A 20,469-nucleotide genomic window follows, 5' to 3' on the forward strand; every position below is an offset into this window, starting at 1 on the left:
GTTTATGGTTCAAACTGCATATTGTCTCCAGATGATCACACTCAATATCACTACTGCGCCCATTACAATACCCATGATATACCAGCGCAGGATGCCACTTTGCGTGGCAGACATCATGCGGTGGAAAGAACGGGTGATCGTAGCCAGGCCGGTGTATAATTTATCTACAATATCTTTACGATTGATGCGGGCCAGGTATACAAAGGGTTTTATAAATACCCAGTTATAAGCTGCATCAAATCCCCAACCGTTCTTCCAGAACTGCTTCAGGCCATCTGGGAAGGGAACATGTAAAACCCGCCATACCAGGTAAATACCTCCAAAAGATAATAAGGCAGCAATGCCCTGGGATGTCCACTCCAGTGCAGTGCTGCCATGATGTGCTGCTGCGGCTGGCAATACAGGTGCCAGGAAGTCGCTGAGCAATGTAAGATGTCCCAGTGTATGTGGTAGTTCAATAAAACCTGCGAGTGTGGATAATACCGCCAGGATGTACAGCGGGATCATCATGTTATTACCCGGCCTGTGATGTACATGTGTTTTCTCTTCTCCATAGAACACCAGGAACACCATCCTGAAAGTATACATGGCCGTTATGAAAGCTCCAATGAGCGAGGCTATCCAATAGATCTCATTGCCCTGTGCGGAGGTCCAGGCCAGCCAAACGATCTGGTCTTTGCTGTAGAACCCTGCCGTAACAAAAGGCAGCGCTGCCAGCGATGCGGAACCTATGAGGAATACTATGAACACACCCTGCAGCTTCTTACGCAAACCACCCATCTTAAACATATCCTGCTCATGATGCAGGGCTACAATAATTGCACCCGCACTCATAAAGAGCAGCGCTTTGAAAAAGGCATGTGTGATGAAATGAAAGATAGCAGCAGACCATGCGCCAACACCTAATGCCAGGAACATATATCCTATCTGGCTGATGGTGGAATAAGCCAGTACCCTTTTGATATCTGTTTGTACAAACGCACTGCAGCCTGCCAGCAATAGCGTAACTGCACCTACGATAGCAACAGCGGCCTGTGCCGCAGGTGATAAAGTGAATAATACATTGGTACGGGCTATCAGGTATACACCTGCAGTTACCATTGTGGCAGCATGGATCAATGCACTCACGGGTGTTGGCCCGGCCATGGCATCCGGTAACCAGGTTTGTAAAGGCAGCTGTGCTGATTTACCCACTGCACCGCCAAGCAGTAAAAATGCAATGATCACTACGGTGCTGTCACCTGTGGTCCAGAGTACAGAAGCTTTGGCTAACACAGTGCTGAGTTGTAAACTGCCGGTATGTTGTACCAGCATGAACAATGCAATGGCCATGGCCGTATCCCCTACCCTTGTTACAATAAAGGCTTTGCGGGCAGCGGCACCATTGGCAGGATCTTTATACCAGAAACCGATCAGGAGGTAACTGCAAAGGCCCACACCTTCCCATCCAAAATACAGGAGCAACAAATTATCTGCCAGCACCAGCATGAGCATGGCGCCAACAAAAAGGTTCATACAGGCAAAGAAGCGGGAGAAATCCGGATCGTCTGCCATGTAACCGGTAGAATATACATGAATGAGAAAACCTACAAAAGTGATCACAAAAGTAAAGGCAAGGGATAAAGGATCAAGGTTTAAGGTGATGCCTGCATGAAAATCGCCTATCTGCATCCAGTTCCATAAAGGCAGTACAAAGCTTTGTACATTCCCGGAAATGAACTGTGCGCCCGCTATACAGGTGATCAATGCAGCCAGGCCAATACTGCCGCATCCGATCAGCGATACGCCCATTTTACCGATCCTTCCTGAGAAGAGGATCAGGATCAATGCACCCAGGAAAGGGAGTGCCGGTATCAGATAGATCCATTGCATAAAATACTTTTATATTGATTATCCTCTCATTTTACTGGCTTCATCACTATCCAATGTTTTTAACTGGTGATATAACTGTAAGATCAGGGCCAGGCCCACAGATACTTCTGCTGCTGCCATAGCCAGGATGAACATGAACATGATCTGCCCGTCCGGCTGCCCCCAGCGGGCAGCTGCAACAATGAAGGCCAGCCCTGCAGCATTGAGCATGATCTCTACAGAGATCAGCATAAAGATGATATTGCGCCGGATCAGCATACTGATAAGGCCCAATACAAATAAAACGCCTGCAAGGATCAACCCTGCTGTAGTGGAGGTGATCATGATGATGTTCTTTCAAGGAATCTGTGAGTGATCTTTTTTCTTTGCCGGCCTAAATGATAGGCCCCTACGATCCCGGCCATCAGCAACATGCCCGCCAACTCCACCGCCAGAATGTAGGGACCGAACAAACTTTTGCCCACTGTTTTTGGGTCTACCACTACAATATCATCCGCCGCCGAAGATTGCTGTACAATAAGGTATCCCAGCTCTGCCAGTAATACCAGGCAAAGAATGGAAGGCCCTATCCAGATCCGCGGCGTTAGCCATAATTGTTCGTCCCCTGCCGTTTGCGGGCCGAGGTTCAGCATCATTACAAAAAATATAATGAGTACCATGATGGCACCTGCATAAACGATCACTTCCAGCGCAGCCATAAAAGGAGCGCCATACAAATAGAATATCACTGCCACGCTTAAGAAGGATACCACTAAGTATAACAATGCATGCATGATGTTATACCGGGTGATCACCATCAAAGTGGATAATACTGCTATTGTGCCTGCGATATAGAATGCTGCTCCCATCTGATACGTTTTATGGTAATAAGCTTTTAATGTCTACCGGTGGTTCTTCCTGGTTCGCTTCGCCTTTATCTTTGCCGCCGATAGCCATACCTGCTACTTTGTAATAATTATATCCGGGGTATTTGCCCTGGCTGTTAATGAGCAGGTGTTCCTTTTCATATACCAGGTTCTGCCGGTTGTATTCCGCCATTTCAAAATCAGGCAGCAACTGAATAGCATAAGTAGGGCATGCTTCTTCACAGAAACCACAGAAGATGCAGCGGGAAAAATTAATGCGGAAGAAGGCCGGATATCTTCTGCCATCAGGGTCTTCCGTAGCCTGCAGGGAGATGCAATCCACCGGGCATGCAGCCGCGCAGAGATAACAACCCACGCAGCGTTCGCCGCCGTCAGGGTCCCGCGTAAGGGCTATGCGGCCCCGCCAGCGTGCCGGCAACGGGGCTTTTTCTTCCGGGTATTGATAGGTTTCCCTTTTATGGAACATATGTAGAAAAACCAGCCACATGCTTCGGATCAGACTGAACATGGTAATTAATTTTAAGCTTCCTTCATAATAAGTATAATAGCTGCTGTTACCAGCAGGTTGAGGAGCGACAACGGAAACAATACTTTCCATCCGTACTCCATTAACTGATCATACCTTGGCCGCGGCATAGCCGCACGCATGAGGATGAACAAGGATATAAAAACAAATGTTTTAAGGATAAACCATACTACACCAGGCAAAAAAGCGGGTCCCATCCAGCCACCAAAGTACAGGGCCACCACCATGGCAGAAACGAGTGTTACACCCAGGTATTCCCCAATGAAGAACATACCGAACTTCATCCCGGAATATTCCGCATGGAAACCCGCTACCAGTTCACTTTCTGCTTCCGGTATATCAAAGGGAAGGCGATGCGTTTCCGCCACACCTGCTATCAGAAAGATTACAAAACCCAGGAACTGCGGAACAATATTCCACATACCCTTCTGTGCCTCCACAATCTCCCGCAGGTTAAAACTGCCACTCAGTAATACCACACCCATCAGCGCCAGCCCCATGAACACTTCATAACTGATCATCTGCGAAGCACCGCGCATAGCACCCAGCAATGCATATTTGTTGTTGGAGGCCCATCCTCCCAGCACAATGCTGTACACACCCAGTGAGGACATGGCCAGGAAGAACAACAACCCGATATTAAGATCTGCTACTAATATATTGGGCGCAAAAGGGATCACTGTAAAACTCATCAATACGCTCGCTACTACAATAGCCGGTGCAAATACAAACACTACCTTATCTGCAAACGGTGGTATCCAGTCTTCTTTAAAGAATAACTTCAATGTATCTGCCAGCACAATGAATAGTCCGAAAGGTCCCGCACGGTTAGGTCCGTAGCGGTCCTGCCACAAAGCCAGCATTCTGCGTTCCAGCCATATCAGGCCTGCAGCGGTATTGAGTAATGTAAACAATACGCCGCCTATGACCCACCAGTAATTGATTGCAGTTGCTTGCATAACTATACGGTTGATGAATGAATGAAACGGATACATTGTGGAATATCCACCACTTCTGCTTTCGGCAGCCCTGCATTGATAGCGGCTATTCCCCGTGGCAACCAGTTATTGGGTGTTGCGTTCATCACATAGGAATGACCATCTATTTCAAAGTTGAACCAGGCACCCGGCTCTATATTCCATTCATGCAGGTCTTCCGGGTTCATATAGATACAGAAGAATTCCGCAGCACTTTTTGCAATACCGCGTGTATGCATGCTTAATTCTTCCGAGCCAAAGATTTGATAAATAGGTACCAGGTGCACATGCCCCGGAATGGGCACGTAAGGTTCCGGTGCTTCTGTAAAGAAATGAACAGCTGCATCTTTACGTGGTTCCAGTAAACGTTTTCCGGGATCTCCGCCATGCAGCGCACCACCTATTTCCGTCTGGAACTTATTGATAGCCTGTACGGAGTTCCAGCCGGGAGACCAGAAGAAAGGAATTAAAGGCGCAGGTGCTTCTCCCCTGAAACCTTCCATGGTGAAGGATAATGGTGTATCTATATCATCCGGTGGTTTAGGCTCACTTACATTTTCATTGGCTGTCATGGCCGTGCGGCCACTATAGCGATGTGGCTCACGCGGTACTTTCTGACCTGCTATGCGGAAGTCTGCATGCGGTGCTAACTGCTGTACCTTTTCCAGCGCAGGAATGGCCACACACATGGCCCAGGTGATATCATCCAGGTTCACCAGTCCATTGAGGCGTGCAATACCTGCAGCCTGTGCAATCTGCAAACACCAGCGCCAGCTTTCCTGGATCTCTCCCTTAGGCACAAATACCTGGTAATAACGTTGTGCACGGCCTTCGTTGTTGACGATCGTTCCATCTGCTTCTGCAAAGGTGCCTGCAGGCAGGATCACCGTGGCGCGTTCCGCGGTTTGATTATACAGATGATCTATCAGGATCACTTCTTTTGCATGCCGGAACAGTTCATCGATCACGTGTTTATCAGCCCTGCGGTACAGATCGTTCTCAAGGATCACGATCGTATCTGCATCTCCATGGCGTAATACATCCAGTGCAGAATCCAGGCGATGGCCGCCCAGCATTTCAAGGCCCAGGCTGTTGCATTCCGGAACAGTAAGGCTCAGCATGGGTTGTTTTCCCTGTTTATGTAATGCCCAGCTGATATTGGCTGCAGCTTTCATAAAGGAATCATACCCGCTGCCAAATCCACTGATGATCAAAGGATGTTCTGCTGCCAGCAAAGCTGCAGTTATTTCTTTCACCAATGCCATTTCTGCTTCACTGAGCCCTGTCACCTCAGGGATGGTTTTATCCAGCTCATGGCTGACTGCAAAGGCCAGGCGGGCAAGATTATCCGGTGCACCACGTTGTATCTGCGTGGCCAGTTCATCCAAAGGTGTAGGGAATGTATGCAGGATGTAACAAGGCCCTTTCTTTTCCTGCATCGCTTCTCTTACGGCGGCATCCTGCCATGCAGCAATATGCACTTCGTTCATGGCATTGTGCATGGGCTCCTGCCTTACTGCCTGCCGTATTGCCAATGCTATCATCGGGGCGGTGTTGGTCACATCTTCTCCCAGGATCAGCACCATATCTGCTTTCTCCATTTCATGCAGGGAAGGTGTGCGCACCGGGCCATCGCGCAGTATTTTAAGTGCCAGTGCGGTATGGTCCTGATCAATATCAGACATACCCAGGTAAAAATGTTTTTCACCCACCAGCTGGCGCAAGGCGAAATTGGATTCCAGGCTGGCACGCGGAGAGCCAATGCCAATGGCCTTTCCGGAGCGGAGTTTGTTGGCCACGTGGTTCACAATGTAATCCTTATCCGGCGTGCCATTGTGATGCGGGCGTAAGGCCGGGTGATGGATGCGTTGCGAACTGTTTACAAATTCATAACCATAACGCCCTCTGTCGCACAGGAAATAGCCGTTCACTTCTCCATTGTAACGGTTGGTGATCTGGCGGATGGAACCATAACGTTCCCCCGCACTGATGTTACAACCAACGGAGCAGCCCTGGCAGATAGAGGGCGCATAGGTCATGTCCCATTTCCGGGTATAGTGGGATAAAAGGGTTTTATCGGTAAAAACCCCGGTAGGACAGACCTCAGCAAGGTTGCCACTAAATTCGCTTTCCAGTTTACCATCTTTATGCCGGCCAAAGAACACTTTGTTATTTGCTGCAAATACATTCAGGTCTTTCCCTCCGGCATAATCTTTATAGAATCTTACACAACGGTAACATTGGATACAACGGTTCATTTCATGATTCAGGAAGGGCCCCAGGTCCTGGTTGCGGTGTGTGCGTTTTGTAAAACGGTAATCGCGGTAACTATGCCCCGTCATTACGGTCATATCCTGTAAATGGCAGGCACCGCCTTCATCACAGACTGCACAGTCGTGCGGGTGGTTCGTCATCAGCAGGCCTATTACCTGGTTACGGAACTCCGTGGCCTCTATATCTTTTACGGATATACGCGCATTCTCTCTCACCGGCTCCATACAGCTCATTACAATGCGGCCCTTTTCATCTTCTTCATCCTTGTAGGCTTTAATGGCACATTGCCTGCATGCGCCTACTGATCCCATGGCAGGATGCCAGCAGAAGTAAGGAAGATCCAGCCCCAGCTGCAGGCAAGCCTCCAGGAGGTTCTTACTGTCCTTGACGTCAAAAGGTTTGTTGTCGATATAGATAGTTGCCATTTCTTAACGGATTAAGCATGATAAGGACATCTCTTTTCCCTGATATGTTGTTCAAAATCATCTCTGAAATATTTGAGTGCGCTTTGCAATGGTTCCATGGCACCGGGCGCTAATGCACAGAAGGTATTGCCGGGGCCCATCATTTTAGTATGCGCGCTTAACATGGCAATGTCTTCTTCTCTTCCCTCTCCCCGCTCTATCGCCAGGAGCAGTTTCTCCGTCCATGGGAGGCCTTCCCGGCAGGGCGTACAGAAACCGCAGGATTCCTGTGCAAAGAAGTGTTCCAGGTTATGCACGAAACCAACGGGGCAGGTCCTGTCGTCCAGCACCACCATGGTACCTGTGCCTAAACGGCTGCCTGCCGCCGCCACACCGGCAAAATCCATTTTGATATCCAGGTGTTCTTCTACAAGAAAGTCTGTGGAGGCACCGCCGGGTAATACACCCCGGAACCTGTAACCTTCCTGCATGCCGCCTGCATGTTCTTCAATTAATTCCCGCATGGTAATACCCATTGGTAATTCCCAGGCGCCCGGGTTCTTTACACGCCCGCTGACGCCATAGATCTTTGTGCCGCCATCATTCGTGCGGCTCAATGATTGAAACCATGTAGCACCGTTGTTGATGATATGCGGGATATAACAAAGTGTTTCCACATTATTCACGATGGTGGGTCTGCCAAACAAACCACTCACCTGCGGGAAAGGCGGTTTGGCGCGTGGCGTGGCCCTCTTCCCTTCCAGGGAATTCAGCAGGGCGGTTTCTTCTCCGCACATGTATCTTCCTACGCCGGTATGCAAATGCATTTCCAGCGAAAAATCTGAACCCATAATGTTCTTACCGAGATAACCGGCATCGTAGGCTTCATGAATGGCTTTACGTATTTCTATCGCCGCTGTTTTGTATGCCCAGCGCAGGAAAACGAAAGACTCAGTAGCCTGTATGGCATATGCTGCCACGATCATACCTTCTATCAGTTGATGCGGATTGCCTTCCAGCAGCCAGCGGTCTTTAAAAGTACCCGGCTCCATTTCATCTGCATTCACCACGAGGTATTTGGGACCGCTCACATTCATCGGTACAAAGCTCCACTTCATGCCGGTGCTGAATCCTGCGCCTCCTCTTCCCTTCATATTCGATTCTTTCACGAGCGCGGTGATATCCTGCGGAGCCATATCCTTCAGTACTTTCCGTACTGACTGATAACCACCCACGGCTTCGTATGCACGAAGACCGAGCGGAGGGAAAGTGATATGTTGTGTTAAGGGACGTTCCATATCAGGTATATTTTGCCAGGATGTTTTCCAGTTCTTCCTTCTTCAGGTCCCGGTACAGATCATGGTCTACCATCAGCGCAGGCGCATGATCGCAGGTACCGAGACAAGGATTGGGAAGCAAAGTAAAACGGCCATCGGGTGTGGTTTGACCGTATTGAATGCCGAGTAATTGTACAATCTGCTGATGCAGATCTTTGTAGCCCATCACATAACAGCTGATGCTGTCGCACAGCAGGATAATGTGGCGGCCAACGGGTTGACGAAAGATCAGGTTATAGAAAGTTGCGATGCTATCCACTTCTTCCGGGCTCATTTCCAGGATATCTGCCACATCCTGGATGCCTTCATCAGATACCCATCTGCGGTGGTCCTGTACAATCTTCAATGCTTCAATGCAGGCAGCCTTTTTAACCGGCACCTGCCGGATCTCCTTTTCGATCTGTTCCTTTTCAGAAGTAGTTAACATACGTCATATAAGTTTTAACGATCAATATCAGCCAGCACATAATCCATCGCGCCCAGGATAGATAACATATCCGCTACCGTGTATCCGCGACTGATATAAGGCAGCATTTGCATATGCGCGAATGATGGGGTGCGCACCCTCACGCGGTAGGGTGATGTATTGCCATCGCTCGTGAGGTAATAACTGTTCCAGCCTTTGGTGGCCTCTGTAACGATCATGGCTTCACCGGCGGGTATCACGGGGCCCCAGCTCACATTCAGGAAGTGATGAATGAGTGTTTCAATATCCTGCATGGTGAACTGTTTGATGGGGGGTGTGGTTAAAGGATGATCTGATTTATACGGCCCTGCAGGCATATTTTCCAGGCATTGTTCTATGATGCGCAGGCTTTGCCACATTTCATTCACCCTTACCTGTGCACGGTCATAGCAATCGCCGTTCTGCCCGGTGGGAATATCAAAATCGTATTTTTCATATCCGCTGTACGGGCGTTTTTTACGCATATCCCATTCCATACCGCAGGCACGGAGGTTGGGACCTGTAGCACCCCAGTCTATCGCTTCTTCCAGTGTGAATACACCAATACCCACCGTACGTGCTTTGAAGAGCGCATTGCGCATCACCATTTTATCGTACTCTTTTAATTTTTTTGGAAAGTATTTAACGAAATCACGCACGAGCGTATCCCATCCGTTCGGCAGGTCCTGCGCCACACCACCGATGCGGAACCAGTTGGGGTGCATTCGTCCGCCGCAGATGGCCTCTATGATCTCAAAGATGCGTTCCCTGTCTGTGAACATATAGAACACGGGAGAGAGCTGACCCACATCCTGCGCAAAGGTGCCGTACCATACCAGGTGGCTGGCAATGCGGAAGAGTTCGCAGAGCATTACCCTGATCACTTCTGCACGTTCAGGTATTTGTATACCTGCCAGTTTTTCAACAGAGAGCAGGTAGGCGAGATTGTTATTCACTCCGCCCAGGTAATCTATCCGGTCTGTATAAGGAATGTAAGTATGCCAGGATTGCCGTTCTCCCATTTTCTCTGCACCGCGGTGGTGGAAGCCGATATCCGGCACCGCATCTACAATATCCTCTCCATCCAGTTGCAGGATGATGCGCAGTACGCCGTGCGTACCGGGGTGTTGCGGGCCGATGTTGAGGAACATGAAATCAGAATCTTCGCTTTGGCGTTTTAAGCCCCATTCTTCAGGATTAAACTGCAGGGCTGCCTGCTCCCTATCCTCTTTCTCATCAAAGAGACGGAACGGCCCCATTTCCGTGGCGCGGGCTGGATGCTCCTTCCGGAGCGGATGCCCTTCCCAGGTGACTGGCATGAGGATGCGTTTCAGCAGCGGATGGCCATCAAACACAATACCGAACATATCATACACTTCTCTTTCGTACCAGTTGGCACAGGGCCAGAGGTCTGTACAGCTGGGGTGTTGGGGATGTTCGCCCCTCAGCGCGACTTTTAAACGTACAAATGCATTGCGTTCAAAAGAGAAAAGATGATAAACGAGGGTGAAATCTCCGGTGCCGTTGAATTTTGCTTTAATGGCGCGCTCATCTATGGCAGTAAGGTCGTAGAGCATGCGGAAGGGTTGCTCCACATCTGTGCGGAGGTATTCCAGTACGGCAATGATCTTCCCTTGTGGCGTCCAGATTGTGGGCGTCTCATCCCGGGTGAGTTGTTCGTGGAAAATGTTCTCACCGAACCGGGAGCAGAGGGTATTAAAGATGCTCGGGGGCATGATTACATGTTTAATTGAATCAATGCGCCATGCTGATTAGCTTAACCAAGCTTTGGTCCCTTGCTGCAATGAGCTTGTATCAGATTTATATTCTTTCTTCGGGTTCTTTTATTCTTATTACGGATTCTTCATCCAGCACAATGTATTGCGATTGCTTATTGATCTTCTGCGCATGTTTCATGAACTTATTCCTGAAACGTGCGGCGGCAGAATGACGGATGGTACCGCCATGCCCAAAACACGCAATATCAAAATCAAAAGTGGCTAACTTCTCCAGGCTGTGCTTAGCCAGTTGAAAATCTTCATAGAAGATGGAATATCCCAGCCCCATGATGTTAGCAGCTGCGTCTGCTGCAAAGAGTACATTCTTTTGCCCGGGCAGGAAAAATGCCAGCTGCCCTGCGCTGTGACCGGGTACGTGAATGGTATGTATTCCGCCTGCTATGGGTAACCAGTCACCATCATCAATGATTTCATCTATGGTAGTGGCAGCGATATCCCCGGAGGCATTTTTAATGAACAGGTTGTACATCATCTTATTGATGAAACCGGTGAACACCGGCACGTCCGGTTTGGGCACAAAGCCGTTCCGCACATGATCTGCCTCTGCCTCATGCATGTAGATCTTTGCATTGGTTTGTACTTTCAATTCAGCGGCACCACCGGCATGGTCAGGATGACTGTGTGTAAGCAGGATGTGGCGCAGATCTCCCGGATCACGGCCAATGGACCGGATCGCATGCAGGATCTTCACGGCGCTTCCCGGAGTACCGGTATCGATCAATGTCAGCTCTTCATCTTCTATGAGAAAAGCATTGACAGTACCTAACGGTATCTCATATACGTTTGCAGTGATCCTTTTCAATTTCATATTTCGTCTGTTGTTTTAAAATCTGTCATTTGCTCCCTTTTTTCACGATGTTCTTCTCTCATGGAGATCTTTTCCGGTTTGATCACGCCCTGATCTCCTATCACCCAGCTCAGCGGGCGTTTTTCTTTTCCTACGGATTGCTGTAATAATACCAGGCCATGCATAAAGGCATCCGGCCTTGGCGGGCAACCCGGCACATATACATCTACGGGTAAAAATTTATCTACGCCCTGCACCACACTGTAAATATCGTACATGCCGCCGGAATTTGCACAGGAACCCATAGAGATCACCCAGCGGGGCTCCATCATTTGTTCATACAGCCGTTTGATGATAGGCGCCATTTTGATGAACACGGTGCCGGCGATGATCATTACATCCGCTTCCCTGGGCGTTCCACGGATCACTTCTGCCCCGAAACGGGCCAGGTCGTACTTGGGCGTCATACCGGTAGCCATTTCCACAAAACAGCAGGACAATCCAAAATGGAAGGGCCACATGGAATTTTTTCTGCCCCAGGCTACAAGGCTCTCAACAGACGTCAGCATCACACTCTGCCCCAGGGTTTCTTCCATGGAATAGTTACCGGCCTTGCTGGCCACGGCATCTTTAGGTTCAGTTAACCACCACTTCATCTGGAATTGTTTTAGGTGTAGTGTTTGATTGCTTCCGCATCTTCCAATATGCCTTCAATATCTTTTTTCCATCCGGGCCAAAGTCCAGCGCACCATTGCGCCATTCATATATAAGTACGATCAGTAAAATAAAGATAAAAACAGACACACCAATGAAACCGGCCCATCCCAGGTCATCAAATGCGATGGCCCATGAGATCACGAAAACGGTCTCAATATCAAAGATCACAAACAACATAGCCACTAAATAAAACTGGGAAGGAAAACGTAACCTGGCGGAACCGGTAGAGAGAATGCCCGATTCATATGCTTCTCCGGTGGCACGATCTTTATGTCGTTGCCCCAGTACGTAGGACAGGCCAAGGATGGCGAGTACCAATACCAATACAATACCTCCAAAAACGAGGAAGGGCCAGGAAGGGTTCATGGCATTTGTTTTATTGTTGTTACCTGTTAAATCCAGCTAATGATTACTCCGATCTGTTGTTTTATTGCAAGGCCATCCTGTCATTCATGCCAGCAACGGCTGACAACCAGATCTCTTCTTCACGCTACTACTCTGTGATCAGTTCTTCAGATGCAACAATAAAACAATTAGAGAACGCCATCTGCGTTCAAAGTTATCGGAAAGTGCCTGGGGCAATGTTGCTCATTGCTTACGTGGAAAAAGGCCTGGCTAGTGGTGAGTGCCGTGTATATAACATTCGAGGTTTTCAATAATATTCCGTTGCTCATCCATGATGTACTTAACCACGTCACCTATGGATATTAAGCCTATCAGCCGGCCGTCATCGTCAACTACCGGCAAATGCCGTATTCTTTTGTCGGTCATTTTACTCATGCAAACTTCTATTGTTTCATCCTCCGTAACAGTTATGGGATGTTCCGTCATGATTTCACGAATGGTTGTTTCTTTAGAGGCGCGCCCTTTCAGGATCACCCTGCGCGCATAGTCGCGTTCGGAGAAGATGCCGAGGAATCTGTCTTTATCTATTACTACTAATGCACCTACGTTCTTGTCTACAAGGACTTTTAGGGCTTCATAAACGGTACTGTCCGGGTGCACGGAGTACACTGCATGTCCTTTGCCCACCAAGATGTTTCTGACTCTGCCCATGGTAAGCGGCTTTAGAAAGTGAGTAATTCAATTACGTGAAACTTACTTTAAGTTAATTTTTTTTATCCATAAAATCAAAAAGTAAAGGGGAAAAAGAAGCTACGCCTCTCTTTCCCCTTACATGTAACGGATTACATTTTACATTTTTTACTCCATTGTTCTATGGCCGGAGATAGTAGCCGCGGTTGTCTGATGCAGGTCGAAAATGAGTATTTCATTCTCTCCGTTTTTCAGCCAGCTTGCGGGACAGTACAGTCTTTTCTGCGGACCTATCTCCCAGAAACGACCCAAATTATGGCCATTTACCCATACAATTCCTTTCTTATATGCACTCACATCAATGAAAGTATCGCCTGTTTTGGCCAGTTGAAAACTGCCTTTGAAGTACTGACCAGGTTTATCTGCTGTTGCCTGTGATGCTTTCAGTGAATGAATGAATGCTTCGTTCATGGGCAAACCATACACTTCCCAGTTCATCAGCGTCATACCATTTAACACCACACGGTCTGTGATTCCTTTACGATCTATAAGGTACTGCGCAAAGTTGATACGGCCCATTCCTTCCACGAGTATCTCCAGCACAGGATCTTTCACATCACTCTTTGGAATACTGATGGTGTTTTCGCCTAATCTGCGATCCAGCTTACCAATGTATTTTCCATTGAGATAAACAGTAGCATAGTCATGCAGCTCTGTAATGGTGAGCTTTCCGCTCTTGTGACCGATGAGTTTTGTTTTATACAACATGAAACCATAATCCTGCCCGTATGCTTCAAATGTTTTAGGTTGTACGGATGGAATGGCTTGCGGCAGGTGTTCCCAGATACTGGTATAAGGCTGCAGCTGTACATCCGGGAAAGTGATGGTGGGTATAGCAGCGGGGATCTTAGGCAGTTTTTTACCTTTTGGCAGATAAGAACCGATCAGGTTACGCAGTGCATTATACTTAGCGGTGGTATCTCCGTTCTCATTGATAGGTGCATCGTAATCATAACTGGTAAGGTCCGGCTCGTAGCCTTTTCCACCGGAGTTAGCGCCGGCAGTATAACCGAAATTCGTTCCACCATGGATCACATAAAAGTTAAAAGACTTTTTATTATCCAGGAGATATTTGATCTCTTTCACAATGCCATCAATACCCGGCCTTGCCCATTTCTCTCCCCAGTGTGTTAACCATCCGGGATAAGATTCACTGCTGAAAGAAGGTACATCAGGGTTCTGGCGTGCAGCTGCTGCAAAGTCAGCATCCGAGCCGCCTGAATCCAAACCTATTGCTGCACCGGGAATAGAGCCGGCTTCCAGCATAAAAGCCGTAGGACCATCAGCGGTGTAATACGGAACATTGATACCATTCTGGTCCCAGAGTTCTTTCAAACGCAGCAGGTAATTTTTATCATTTCCAAAGCTGCCATATTCGTTTTCCACCTGTACCATCAGGATGGGACCGCCATTTGTTACCTGCAGGCTTTTCACTTCATTGGCCAGCGCTTTCACGTAACGCTCCACAGCTGCCATGTAGTGGGGATCAAGACAGCGCACCTTGATATCAGGGATGCGCAGCAGATAAGGCGGCAACCCGCCAAACTCCCATTCTGCGCATACATAAGGGCCGGGGCGGAATAACACCCACATGTTCTCTTCCTGGCAGATCTTTACAAACTCTGCAATGTTGCGGTTCTCTGTTTTAAAATCGAAAGTACCTTCAGTGCTTTCATGATAGTTCCAGAAGATGTAAGCGGCAATGGTATTACAGCCCATGGCCTTCGCCATCTGGATACGGTGCCGCCAGTATTCTTTCGGAATGCGGGCAGGATGCATTTCTCCACTGATCAGTTGATAAGGTTTACCATCCAGCAGGAAATCAGATTTACTTAGGGCAAATGTGTGTGGCTTTCGGTCAGCCTGTGCCTGTGCCATAAAGCAGGTTACTGCCAGGCAGGTAGTTAAGAGTAGCTCTTTCATTCTTTGTTACACTGTATTGAGCCGTAAATCTATTAAATATTCCCCTTCTTTAATTCAGAAACTGCATGATCAGCCGCTCTCGCTGTTAATGCCATATAGGTGATAGAAGGGTTCTGGCAGGCAGAAGAAGTCATGCAGGCACCATCAGAAATAAACACATTCTTCACTGCATGCATCTGGTTAAACCCGTTCAGCACGGATGTTTTAGGATCACGGCCCATCCTGGCTGTACCCATTTCGTGGATACAGTGGCCAGGAGGCGGCATTTCATCATTTCCTCCTACATTCTTCAGGCCTGCGGCTTCCAGCATTTCTTTTGCACTCTCCAGCATATCTTTACGCATCGCCATTTCATTCTCTCTGAAGTTGCAATCAATATCCAAAGTGGGTAACCCCCACTTATCTTTTTTCTCTTTATTGAGACGAACCGTATTATCTGCATAAGGTAAATGTTCACCCCATGCACCGATCCACATGCCCCATTGCCCCGGTTCTGTATTGGATTCTTTCAAGGTAACACCAATGCCATCTAATTCGCTGTGGCGGCCGCGGGAAGCGCCACCCTGGTAACCGAAACCACGTACGTAATCATTACGTTTGGTAGCAGCGCTGATGTTGCGGAAGCGGGGAATGTAAATGCCATTTGCTCTTCTTCCATATACATACTGATCTTCAAATCCTTCAAAGGAACCGCCTGCACCTACACCAAAGTGATGATCCATCAGGTTGCGGCCTACCTGGTCACTATCGTTACCCAAACCGGTGGGGAATCGTTTGGATACCGAATTAAGTAATATGGAAGCAGTGCCTAATGTAGAAGCATTCAGGAAAATGATCTTCGCATAATACTCTATCACTTCTTTTGTTTCCGCATCCATGATGCGAACACCTTTTGCTTTCTGCGTGGCATCGTCAAAGATCACTTCCAGTACAATGGAGAATGGCCGCAACGTCATATTACCGGTGGCTGCCGCTGCCGGCAGTGTGGAAGCGTTGCTGCTGAAATAAGCACCAAAGGGGCAGCCACGTGCGCATCGGTCGCGATACTGGCAGGTACCCCGGGTACTGCCTTCCAATGCCTTCGTAATATGTGCAACACGACCAATGGTCATGATACGGTCTTTATATGTTTCTTTGATCCTTGCGGCCACATGTTTTTCCAAACAGTTCATTTCCATTGGCGGCAGGAACTCTCCATCCGGCAATTGCGGCAAACCTTCTGCCTGCCCGCTGATGCCGGCAAACTTCTCCACATAACTGTACCAGGGTGCAATGTCTTTATAACGGATAGGCCAGTCAACACCATGGCCATCTTTAGCGTTTGCTTCAAAGTCAATATCACTCCAGCGGTATACCTGGCGGCCCCACATGAGCGATCTTCCGCCAACGTGGTTACCACGCAGCCAGTTGAAGGGCTTTACCTCATTGTAAGGATTCTCTTTATCGTTCACCCAGAAATCCTGTGTGGCTTCATCAAATGCGTAACAGCGGCTTTGGATAGGATGATTTCCCTTCATCTCATTGGATTGCCAGCCGCCGTGTTTGAAATCCCAGGGGTTCCAGTTGGCCGTTTTATAATCTTTAATATGCTCTACATTGCGGCCTCTTTCCAGCACAAGGGTCTTCAGCCCTTTTTCGCTCAACTCTTTGGCAGCCCAGCCGCCACTGATACCAGATCCTACAACAATGGCATCGTAGGTGTTTTCTTTTTCTGCTTTGATGTTCAGGTTCATGTAAACGTGGTTGTAAAAATAAAGAGCCGCTGGAGGGCGGCTCTTTAACCTATTAAAGTATTTCCGTACCCTTTATCAGGATCAGAGATTTCCTTTTTTCAGTTCCTTCACCGCATAGTCCGCTGCCCTGGCTGTTAAAGCCATGTAAGTGAGCGAAGGGTTCACGCAGGATGCAGAGGTCATAGCCGCTCCATCTGTTACGAACACATTCTTCACGGAATGTACCTGGTTCCATTCATTGAGGATGGAAGTTTTAGGATCGCGGCCCATACGTGCAGTACCCATTTCATGGATAGCCATACCCGGGTAGGAACCATTATCATACGTTTTCACATTCTTCATGCCGGCAGCTTCCAACATTTCCGCTGCGTCATTCATCATGTCCTTACGCATTTTCATTTCATTCTCTTTGAACTCTGCATTAAAGCGCAGAACAGGCTGGCCCCATGCATCTTTCACGGAATTATCCAGCGCTACGTAGTTATCTTCATAAGGCAGGCATTCTCCGAAACCACCCATACCCATGCTCCATTGGCCTGGTTCTGTAAGCATTTCTTTGAAGTCTTTACCCACACCCATTTCAGCAACTCCCCTGCTCCATCCGCTGCGGCTGGCACCACCCTGGTAGCCGAAGCCACGGATGTAATCACGTTTGTCACCATTAAGGTTACGGTAACGGGGAACATAGATGCCGTTCGGACGGCGGCCGTAGAAGTATTTATCATCATAACCTTCCGCAATACCGGAGGCGCCTGTGCGGAAATGGTGGTCCATCAGGTATTTACCCAGTACGCCACTATCATTACCCAGGCCATTCGGGAAACGGCTGGAAATAGAGTTCATTAATACGAAAGTGGACCCCAGTGTGGAACCATTTACGAAAATGATCTTCGCATAGTATTCCACCATCTCCTTGGTGTGTTTGTCGATCACCTTTACTCCGGTTGCTTTGCCGGCTTTCTCATCATAGATAATAGAGTTTACGATGGAATCCGGGCGCAGTGTGAGATTGCCTGTTGCATTAGCTGCAGGCAGTGTGGAAGATTGCGTGCTGAAGTATCCGCCGAACGGACAGCCCCTGCTGCAAAGATTCCTGAACTGGCATTTGGTACGGCCGGGCAGCGCTTCAGTAATATTGGCCACGCGGCCCATGGTGATCCTGCGGTTTTTAAACGCAGCTTCCACTTTGGCTTTCACATCCTTTTCCACACAGTTCATAGGCATAACCGGCTGGAACTGGCCATCGGGCAGTTGTGGCAAACCTTCTGCCTGACCGCTAATGCCTGCGAAGCGTTCAACATAATCGTACCAGGGAGCAATGTCTTTATAACGGATAGGCCAGTCTACAGCAATACCATCTTTCAGGTTTGCTTCAAAATCAATATCACTCAGGCGGTAGCTCTGGCGGCCCCACATGATGGATTTACCACCCACGATATCAGGGCGGTACCAGTCGAAGCGTTTGTCTTCTTTATAAGGACTTTCGCTATCGTTGATCCAGTATTTTTCGTTGTGTTCGCTGTAAGGGTAGTCACGGCTCAGTTTCTCGTGGGTTTTCTTTTGCTCTTGTGTGATCTTTCCGCGGTGTTCGAATTCCCATGGATTTTTGGTTGCTGTTTCATATTTGCCGTGTTCGAGGTTCTTACCCCGGTCCAGCATTAAAACTTTCAATCCTTTTTCAGTGAGCTCTTTTGCAGCCCATCCGCCACTTACGCCGGAGCCAATTACGATGGCATCAAACGTATGCTGGTCCTGTGCTTTTATGTTCAGGTTCATTACGGTAATTGTTAGAAGAAATTAGAAAAATTATGCCCAGGCCTTGTCACCTTTCTTATAAGGCACACAAGCATCGTACCTCCCGGGAACGGCTACATAACGCAGTGCTTTGGTAGCACCTGGTTCAGACGTAAAGTACCCCAGCAGCGTAAGCTCCTTCATGTACTGGAAGTAATGAACAGGGTCATCCTTCTTTTTGTCTTTGCGTTTGTTGTATTCCACTCTTTCCTTATCGATGGCGGTTAAAAGCTCAGTACGTTGTTCAGGAGTGATGTCCATGAAAGATTTAGAGAATTGCTTTTTGCTTTCCTCATTTACTTTGTTCAGGCCATCCGTGAATTCTTTCTGTGCTTTTTCGTCATAGCAGTCACCTACCATTACGAGGATAAAGTCTTCCACTTTTGCGGCTTTGGCACCGGGGGTAGAAGTTTCGGGAATAATTGTTTCGGCAATCTCTGCCAGCAAGGCCTTGGTTTCCGGCGTTTGCAGGGTATAATTTTTGGGCCCGGAGCTGGTGCACCCCTCCAGAGCCGCTAACGTGGAAGCAGAAAGTGCTGTTCCCATGAGGATAGCAACATTCCTGATAGCATCTCTTCTGTTCATGATAGTAAATTGATTTGACCTTTATGACCGTCCGGTAAGTTTCGAAAAAAAATCGAGATTCCAAAATAAAATGGAGGCTCCGGGAACAATAGTGTGTAATTTTAACACAAAGAGGAGAAAATGAGAAGTTTCGGGGCAGTTTCCGTCAGATTTTGCCTGGTAATTCCGGTGCTGTCCCGGGGTTGCTCCGGGGATGGCCCATGGTTGGCCCATGGTTGAGCCATAGATGCCTTAAAAATCGCGTACAATTTACACCTCATAAAAAAAGGGCTGTATCAAACGATACAGCCTTTTTTTTATTAGTTTTTTTTAATTACCCGAAGCAGTTTTCGTTTGTGCCAGGGATTCAGTGCTGGCCTGGGTATTGGTATGTACATATTTACCCTGGCTGTTCACCAGTATCACCGGCAGTTTCCGGTTCTTCTCAAAATAGTCATACGCAGCTTTCAGGTTCAGCCAGAATTTCTGTGCATCATTATCCGTGAGGGAAATGCTGCCCAGGTAGTCCATAGACCGTGAGTTGCCGAAACGCACGGGGAACACATGTACAGGAATGAAATCCTGTCCGTTGTTCTTGGCGTTCACGGCCATGATATATACTTCTTCAATAAATTCGTCAGTTAAAGGAATACATCCGATAGTAAGGCAGTTACCATGGATGTAGATATCTCCACCGGGCTTTTTAGGATCACTGAGGATCCTGTCTGAGTAATTGGGATAGTTGATACCTAAAGAGAGGTGAAAGCTGCTGTTGGGGTTAAAATCGTTGATGTAATAGAACCCTTCCGGCACCTGGCGGTCTCCTTCCTTACGTTTAGGCCCCATTTTACCGGAGAGCGTACAAACGCGGTAAGTTTTGAGCAGGCTGAAAGTATCTGTTACATTGTTCCTTACCCAGATCTCCAGTTCACTATCCAGCTTAAAGGAGCGGATGTAGATCTGTTTGGCCGGGTAACTCAGGCCTTTTTTAGCGAATTCCTTTTTAATGGATTCCTCCTTCTCACGGAATGCCTCCCCTACCCTCGGGAATAATTTCTGATTCTCGAGGAACGATTGTTGCGCCTGTACATTCGCAGCGCCCATCAGGATAATAATGCCAAATAAAATACGCTTCATATGTTTTAAGCTTTCCCAGGTCCTAGGCCAGGTAATAATACGCCAGGTAGAACAGTACAAATGCAAAAATAATATATATTATTGAACCAACCTTGCGGTTTGCAAAACGGAGTACGTAATGCCGTTGGCCCGCGAAGATCAGATAAGCGGTTAAAAGTTGTAAAAGTCCCGCTAAAATGAACAAATACCCGAATAAATCTCTTAAATCCATAGATATAA

General features: G+C 48.0%; 18 protein-coding genes. All 18 read right to left on the minus strand.

What is annotated here, in order from left to right; genetic code table 11:
• Positions 1-9: 9 nt before the first annotated feature.
• On the minus strand, positions 10-1,872 hold the full coding sequence (gene nuoL, locus AAHN97_RS13030) for an NADH-quinone oxidoreductase subunit L (protein WP_343308069.1): 1,863 nt from the start codon (positions 1,870-1,872) through the stop codon (positions 10-12).
• Positions 1,873-1,890: 18 nt separating this feature from the next.
• Positions 1,891-2,196, minus strand: coding sequence for an NADH-quinone oxidoreductase subunit NuoK (gene nuoK / locus AAHN97_RS13035; protein ID WP_074238985.1), 306 nt, complete (start codon positions 2,194-2,196; stop codon positions 1,891-1,893).
• The gene (gene nuoJ, locus AAHN97_RS13040; RefSeq protein WP_343308070.1) at positions 2,193-2,720 is read right to left on the minus strand and encodes an NADH-quinone oxidoreductase subunit J; all 528 of its coding nucleotides are present in this window, start codon (positions 2,718-2,720) and stop codon (positions 2,193-2,195) included. The genes nuoK and nuoJ overlap by 4 nt, the downstream gene beginning before the upstream one ends.
• 10 nt (positions 2,721-2,730) lie before the next feature.
• The gene (gene nuoI / locus AAHN97_RS13045; RefSeq protein ID WP_343308071.1) at positions 2,731-3,246 is read right to left on the minus strand and encodes an NADH-quinone oxidoreductase subunit NuoI; all 516 of its coding nucleotides are present in this window, start codon (positions 3,244-3,246) and stop codon (positions 2,731-2,733) included.
• A gap of 11 nt (positions 3,247-3,257) precedes the next feature.
• On the minus strand, positions 3,258-4,223 hold the full coding sequence (nuoH, locus tag AAHN97_RS13050) for an NADH-quinone oxidoreductase subunit NuoH (RefSeq protein ID WP_343308072.1): 966 nt from the start codon (positions 4,221-4,223) through the stop codon (positions 3,258-3,260).
• A 2-nt stretch (positions 4,224-4,225) separates the two neighbouring features.
• The gene (gene nuoG, locus AAHN97_RS13055; protein WP_343308073.1) at positions 4,226-6,940 is read right to left on the minus strand and encodes an NADH-quinone oxidoreductase subunit NuoG; all 2,715 of its coding nucleotides are present in this window, start codon (positions 6,938-6,940) and stop codon (positions 4,226-4,228) included.
• Between the two features lie 11 nt (positions 6,941-6,951).
• Complete coding sequence (gene nuoF, locus AAHN97_RS13060; protein ID WP_343308074.1) at positions 6,952-8,217, minus strand: NADH-quinone oxidoreductase subunit NuoF; 1,266 nt, start codon at positions 8,215-8,217, stop codon at positions 6,952-6,954.
• A 1-nt stretch (position 8,218) separates the two neighbouring features.
• Positions 8,219-8,683 (minus strand): NADH-quinone oxidoreductase subunit NuoE, encoded by a 465-nt coding sequence (gene nuoE / locus AAHN97_RS13065; RefSeq protein WP_343308075.1) that lies wholly within the window; start codon positions 8,681-8,683, stop codon positions 8,219-8,221.
• A gap of 14 nt (positions 8,684-8,697) precedes the next feature.
• The gene (nuoC, locus tag AAHN97_RS13070; protein WP_343308076.1) at positions 8,698-10,437 is read right to left on the minus strand and encodes an NADH-quinone oxidoreductase subunit C/D; all 1,740 of its coding nucleotides are present in this window, start codon (positions 10,435-10,437) and stop codon (positions 8,698-8,700) included.
• Between the two features lie 85 nt (positions 10,438-10,522).
• Positions 10,523-11,308, minus strand: coding sequence for an MBL fold metallo-hydrolase (locus tag AAHN97_RS13075; protein ID WP_343308077.1), 786 nt, complete (start codon positions 11,306-11,308; stop codon positions 10,523-10,525).
• Positions 11,305-11,943, minus strand: a complete 639-nt coding sequence (locus tag AAHN97_RS13080) for an NADH-quinone oxidoreductase subunit B (RefSeq protein WP_343308078.1) — start codon at positions 11,941-11,943, stop codon at positions 11,305-11,307. The genes AAHN97_RS13075 and AAHN97_RS13080 overlap by 4 nt, the downstream gene beginning before the upstream one ends.
• On the minus strand, positions 11,924-12,370 hold the full coding sequence (locus AAHN97_RS13085; RefSeq protein ID WP_074238995.1) for an NADH-quinone oxidoreductase subunit A: 447 nt from the start codon (positions 12,368-12,370) through the stop codon (positions 11,924-11,926). Before AAHN97_RS13085 ends, AAHN97_RS13080 begins: the two co-directional genes overlap by 20 nt.
• 249 nt (positions 12,371-12,619) lie before the next feature.
• Positions 12,620-13,060: a CBS domain-containing protein gene (locus AAHN97_RS13090; protein ID WP_343308079.1), complete on the minus strand. Its 441-nt coding sequence runs from the start codon at positions 13,058-13,060 to the stop codon at positions 12,620-12,622.
• A gap of 147 nt (positions 13,061-13,207) precedes the next feature.
• Entirely contained in the window at positions 13,208-15,022 is a 1,815-nt protein-coding gene (locus AAHN97_RS13095) for a glycoside hydrolase family 35 protein (protein ID WP_343308080.1), read from the minus strand.
• A gap of 32 nt (positions 15,023-15,054) precedes the next feature.
• Positions 15,055-16,755: a GMC family oxidoreductase gene (locus tag AAHN97_RS13100; RefSeq protein WP_343308081.1), complete on the minus strand. Its 1,701-nt coding sequence runs from the start codon at positions 16,753-16,755 to the stop codon at positions 15,055-15,057.
• Between the two features lie 81 nt (positions 16,756-16,836).
• The gene (locus tag AAHN97_RS13105) at positions 16,837-18,531 is read right to left on the minus strand and encodes a GMC family oxidoreductase (protein ID WP_343308082.1); all 1,695 of its coding nucleotides are present in this window, start codon (positions 18,529-18,531) and stop codon (positions 16,837-16,839) included.
• 30 nt (positions 18,532-18,561) lie between these two features.
• The gene (locus AAHN97_RS13110; RefSeq protein WP_343308083.1) at positions 18,562-19,134 is read right to left on the minus strand and encodes a gluconate 2-dehydrogenase subunit 3 family protein; all 573 of its coding nucleotides are present in this window, start codon (positions 19,132-19,134) and stop codon (positions 18,562-18,564) included.
• A 309-nt stretch (positions 19,135-19,443) separates the two neighbouring features.
• The gene (locus tag AAHN97_RS13115) at positions 19,444-20,250 is read right to left on the minus strand and encodes a L,D-transpeptidase family protein (RefSeq protein WP_343308084.1); all 807 of its coding nucleotides are present in this window, start codon (positions 20,248-20,250) and stop codon (positions 19,444-19,446) included.
• Positions 20,251-20,469: the final 219 nt, after the last annotated feature.

The organism is Chitinophaga niabensis, assembly GCF_039545795.1.
Taxonomy (GTDB): domain Bacteria; phylum Bacteroidota; class Bacteroidia; order Chitinophagales; family Chitinophagaceae; genus Chitinophaga; species Chitinophaga niabensis_B.

What these genes read in the sequence shown, in the direction of transcription:
- nuoL (WP_343308069.1), bottom strand. Translation starts at nt 1,872, where the DNA reads ATGCAATGGATCTATCTGATACCGGCACTCCCTTTCCTGGGTGCATTG.
- nuoK (WP_074238985.1), bottom strand. Translation starts at nt 2,196, where the DNA reads ATGATCACCTCCACTACAGCAGGGTTGATCCTTGCAGGCGTTTTATTT.
- nuoJ (WP_343308070.1), bottom strand. Translation starts at nt 2,720, where the DNA reads ATGGGAGCAGCATTCTATATCGCAGGCACAATAGCAGTATTATCCACT.
- nuoI (WP_343308071.1), bottom strand. Translation starts at nt 3,246, where the DNA reads ATGTTCAGTCTGATCCGAAGCATGTGGCTGGTTTTTCTACATATGTTC.
- nuoH (WP_343308072.1), bottom strand. Translation starts at nt 4,223, where the DNA reads ATGCAAGCAACTGCAATCAATTACTGGTGGGTCATAGGCGGCGTATTG.
- nuoG (WP_343308073.1), bottom strand. Translation starts at nt 6,940, where the DNA reads ATGGCAACTATCTATATCGACAACAAACCTTTTGACGTCAAGGACAGT.
- nuoF (WP_343308074.1), bottom strand. Translation starts at nt 8,217, where the DNA reads ATGGAACGTCCCTTAACACAACATATCACTTTCCCTCCGCTCGGTCTT.
- nuoE (WP_343308075.1), bottom strand. Translation starts at nt 8,683, where the DNA reads ATGTTAACTACTTCTGAAAAGGAACAGATCGAAAAGGAGATCCGGCAG.
- nuoC (WP_343308076.1), bottom strand. Translation starts at nt 10,437, where the DNA reads ATGCCCCCGAGCATCTTTAATACCCTCTGCTCCCGGTTCGGTGAGAAC.
- AAHN97_RS13075 (WP_343308077.1), bottom strand. Translation starts at nt 11,308, where the DNA reads ATGAAATTGAAAAGGATCACTGCAAACGTATATGAGATACCGTTAGGT.
- AAHN97_RS13080 (WP_343308078.1), bottom strand. Translation starts at nt 11,943, where the DNA reads ATGAAGTGGTGGTTAACTGAACCTAAAGATGCCGTGGCCAGCAAGGCC.
- AAHN97_RS13085 (WP_074238995.1), bottom strand. Translation starts at nt 12,370, where the DNA reads ATGAACCCTTCCTGGCCCTTCCTCGTTTTTGGAGGTATTGTATTGGTA.
- AAHN97_RS13090 (WP_343308079.1), bottom strand. Translation starts at nt 13,060, where the DNA reads ATGGGCAGAGTCAGAAACATCTTGGTGGGCAAAGGACATGCAGTGTAC.
- AAHN97_RS13095 (WP_343308080.1), bottom strand. Translation starts at nt 15,022, where the DNA reads ATGAAAGAGCTACTCTTAACTACCTGCCTGGCAGTAACCTGCTTTATG.
- AAHN97_RS13100 (WP_343308081.1), bottom strand. Translation starts at nt 16,755, where the DNA reads ATGAACCTGAACATCAAAGCAGAAAAAGAAAACACCTACGATGCCATT.
- AAHN97_RS13105 (WP_343308082.1), bottom strand. Translation starts at nt 18,531, where the DNA reads ATGAACCTGAACATAAAAGCACAGGACCAGCATACGTTTGATGCCATC.
- AAHN97_RS13110 (WP_343308083.1), bottom strand. Translation starts at nt 19,134, where the DNA reads ATGAACAGAAGAGATGCTATCAGGAATGTTGCTATCCTCATGGGAACA.
- AAHN97_RS13115 (WP_343308084.1), bottom strand. Translation starts at nt 20,250, where the DNA reads ATGAAGCGTATTTTATTTGGCATTATTATCCTGATGGGCGCTGCGAAT.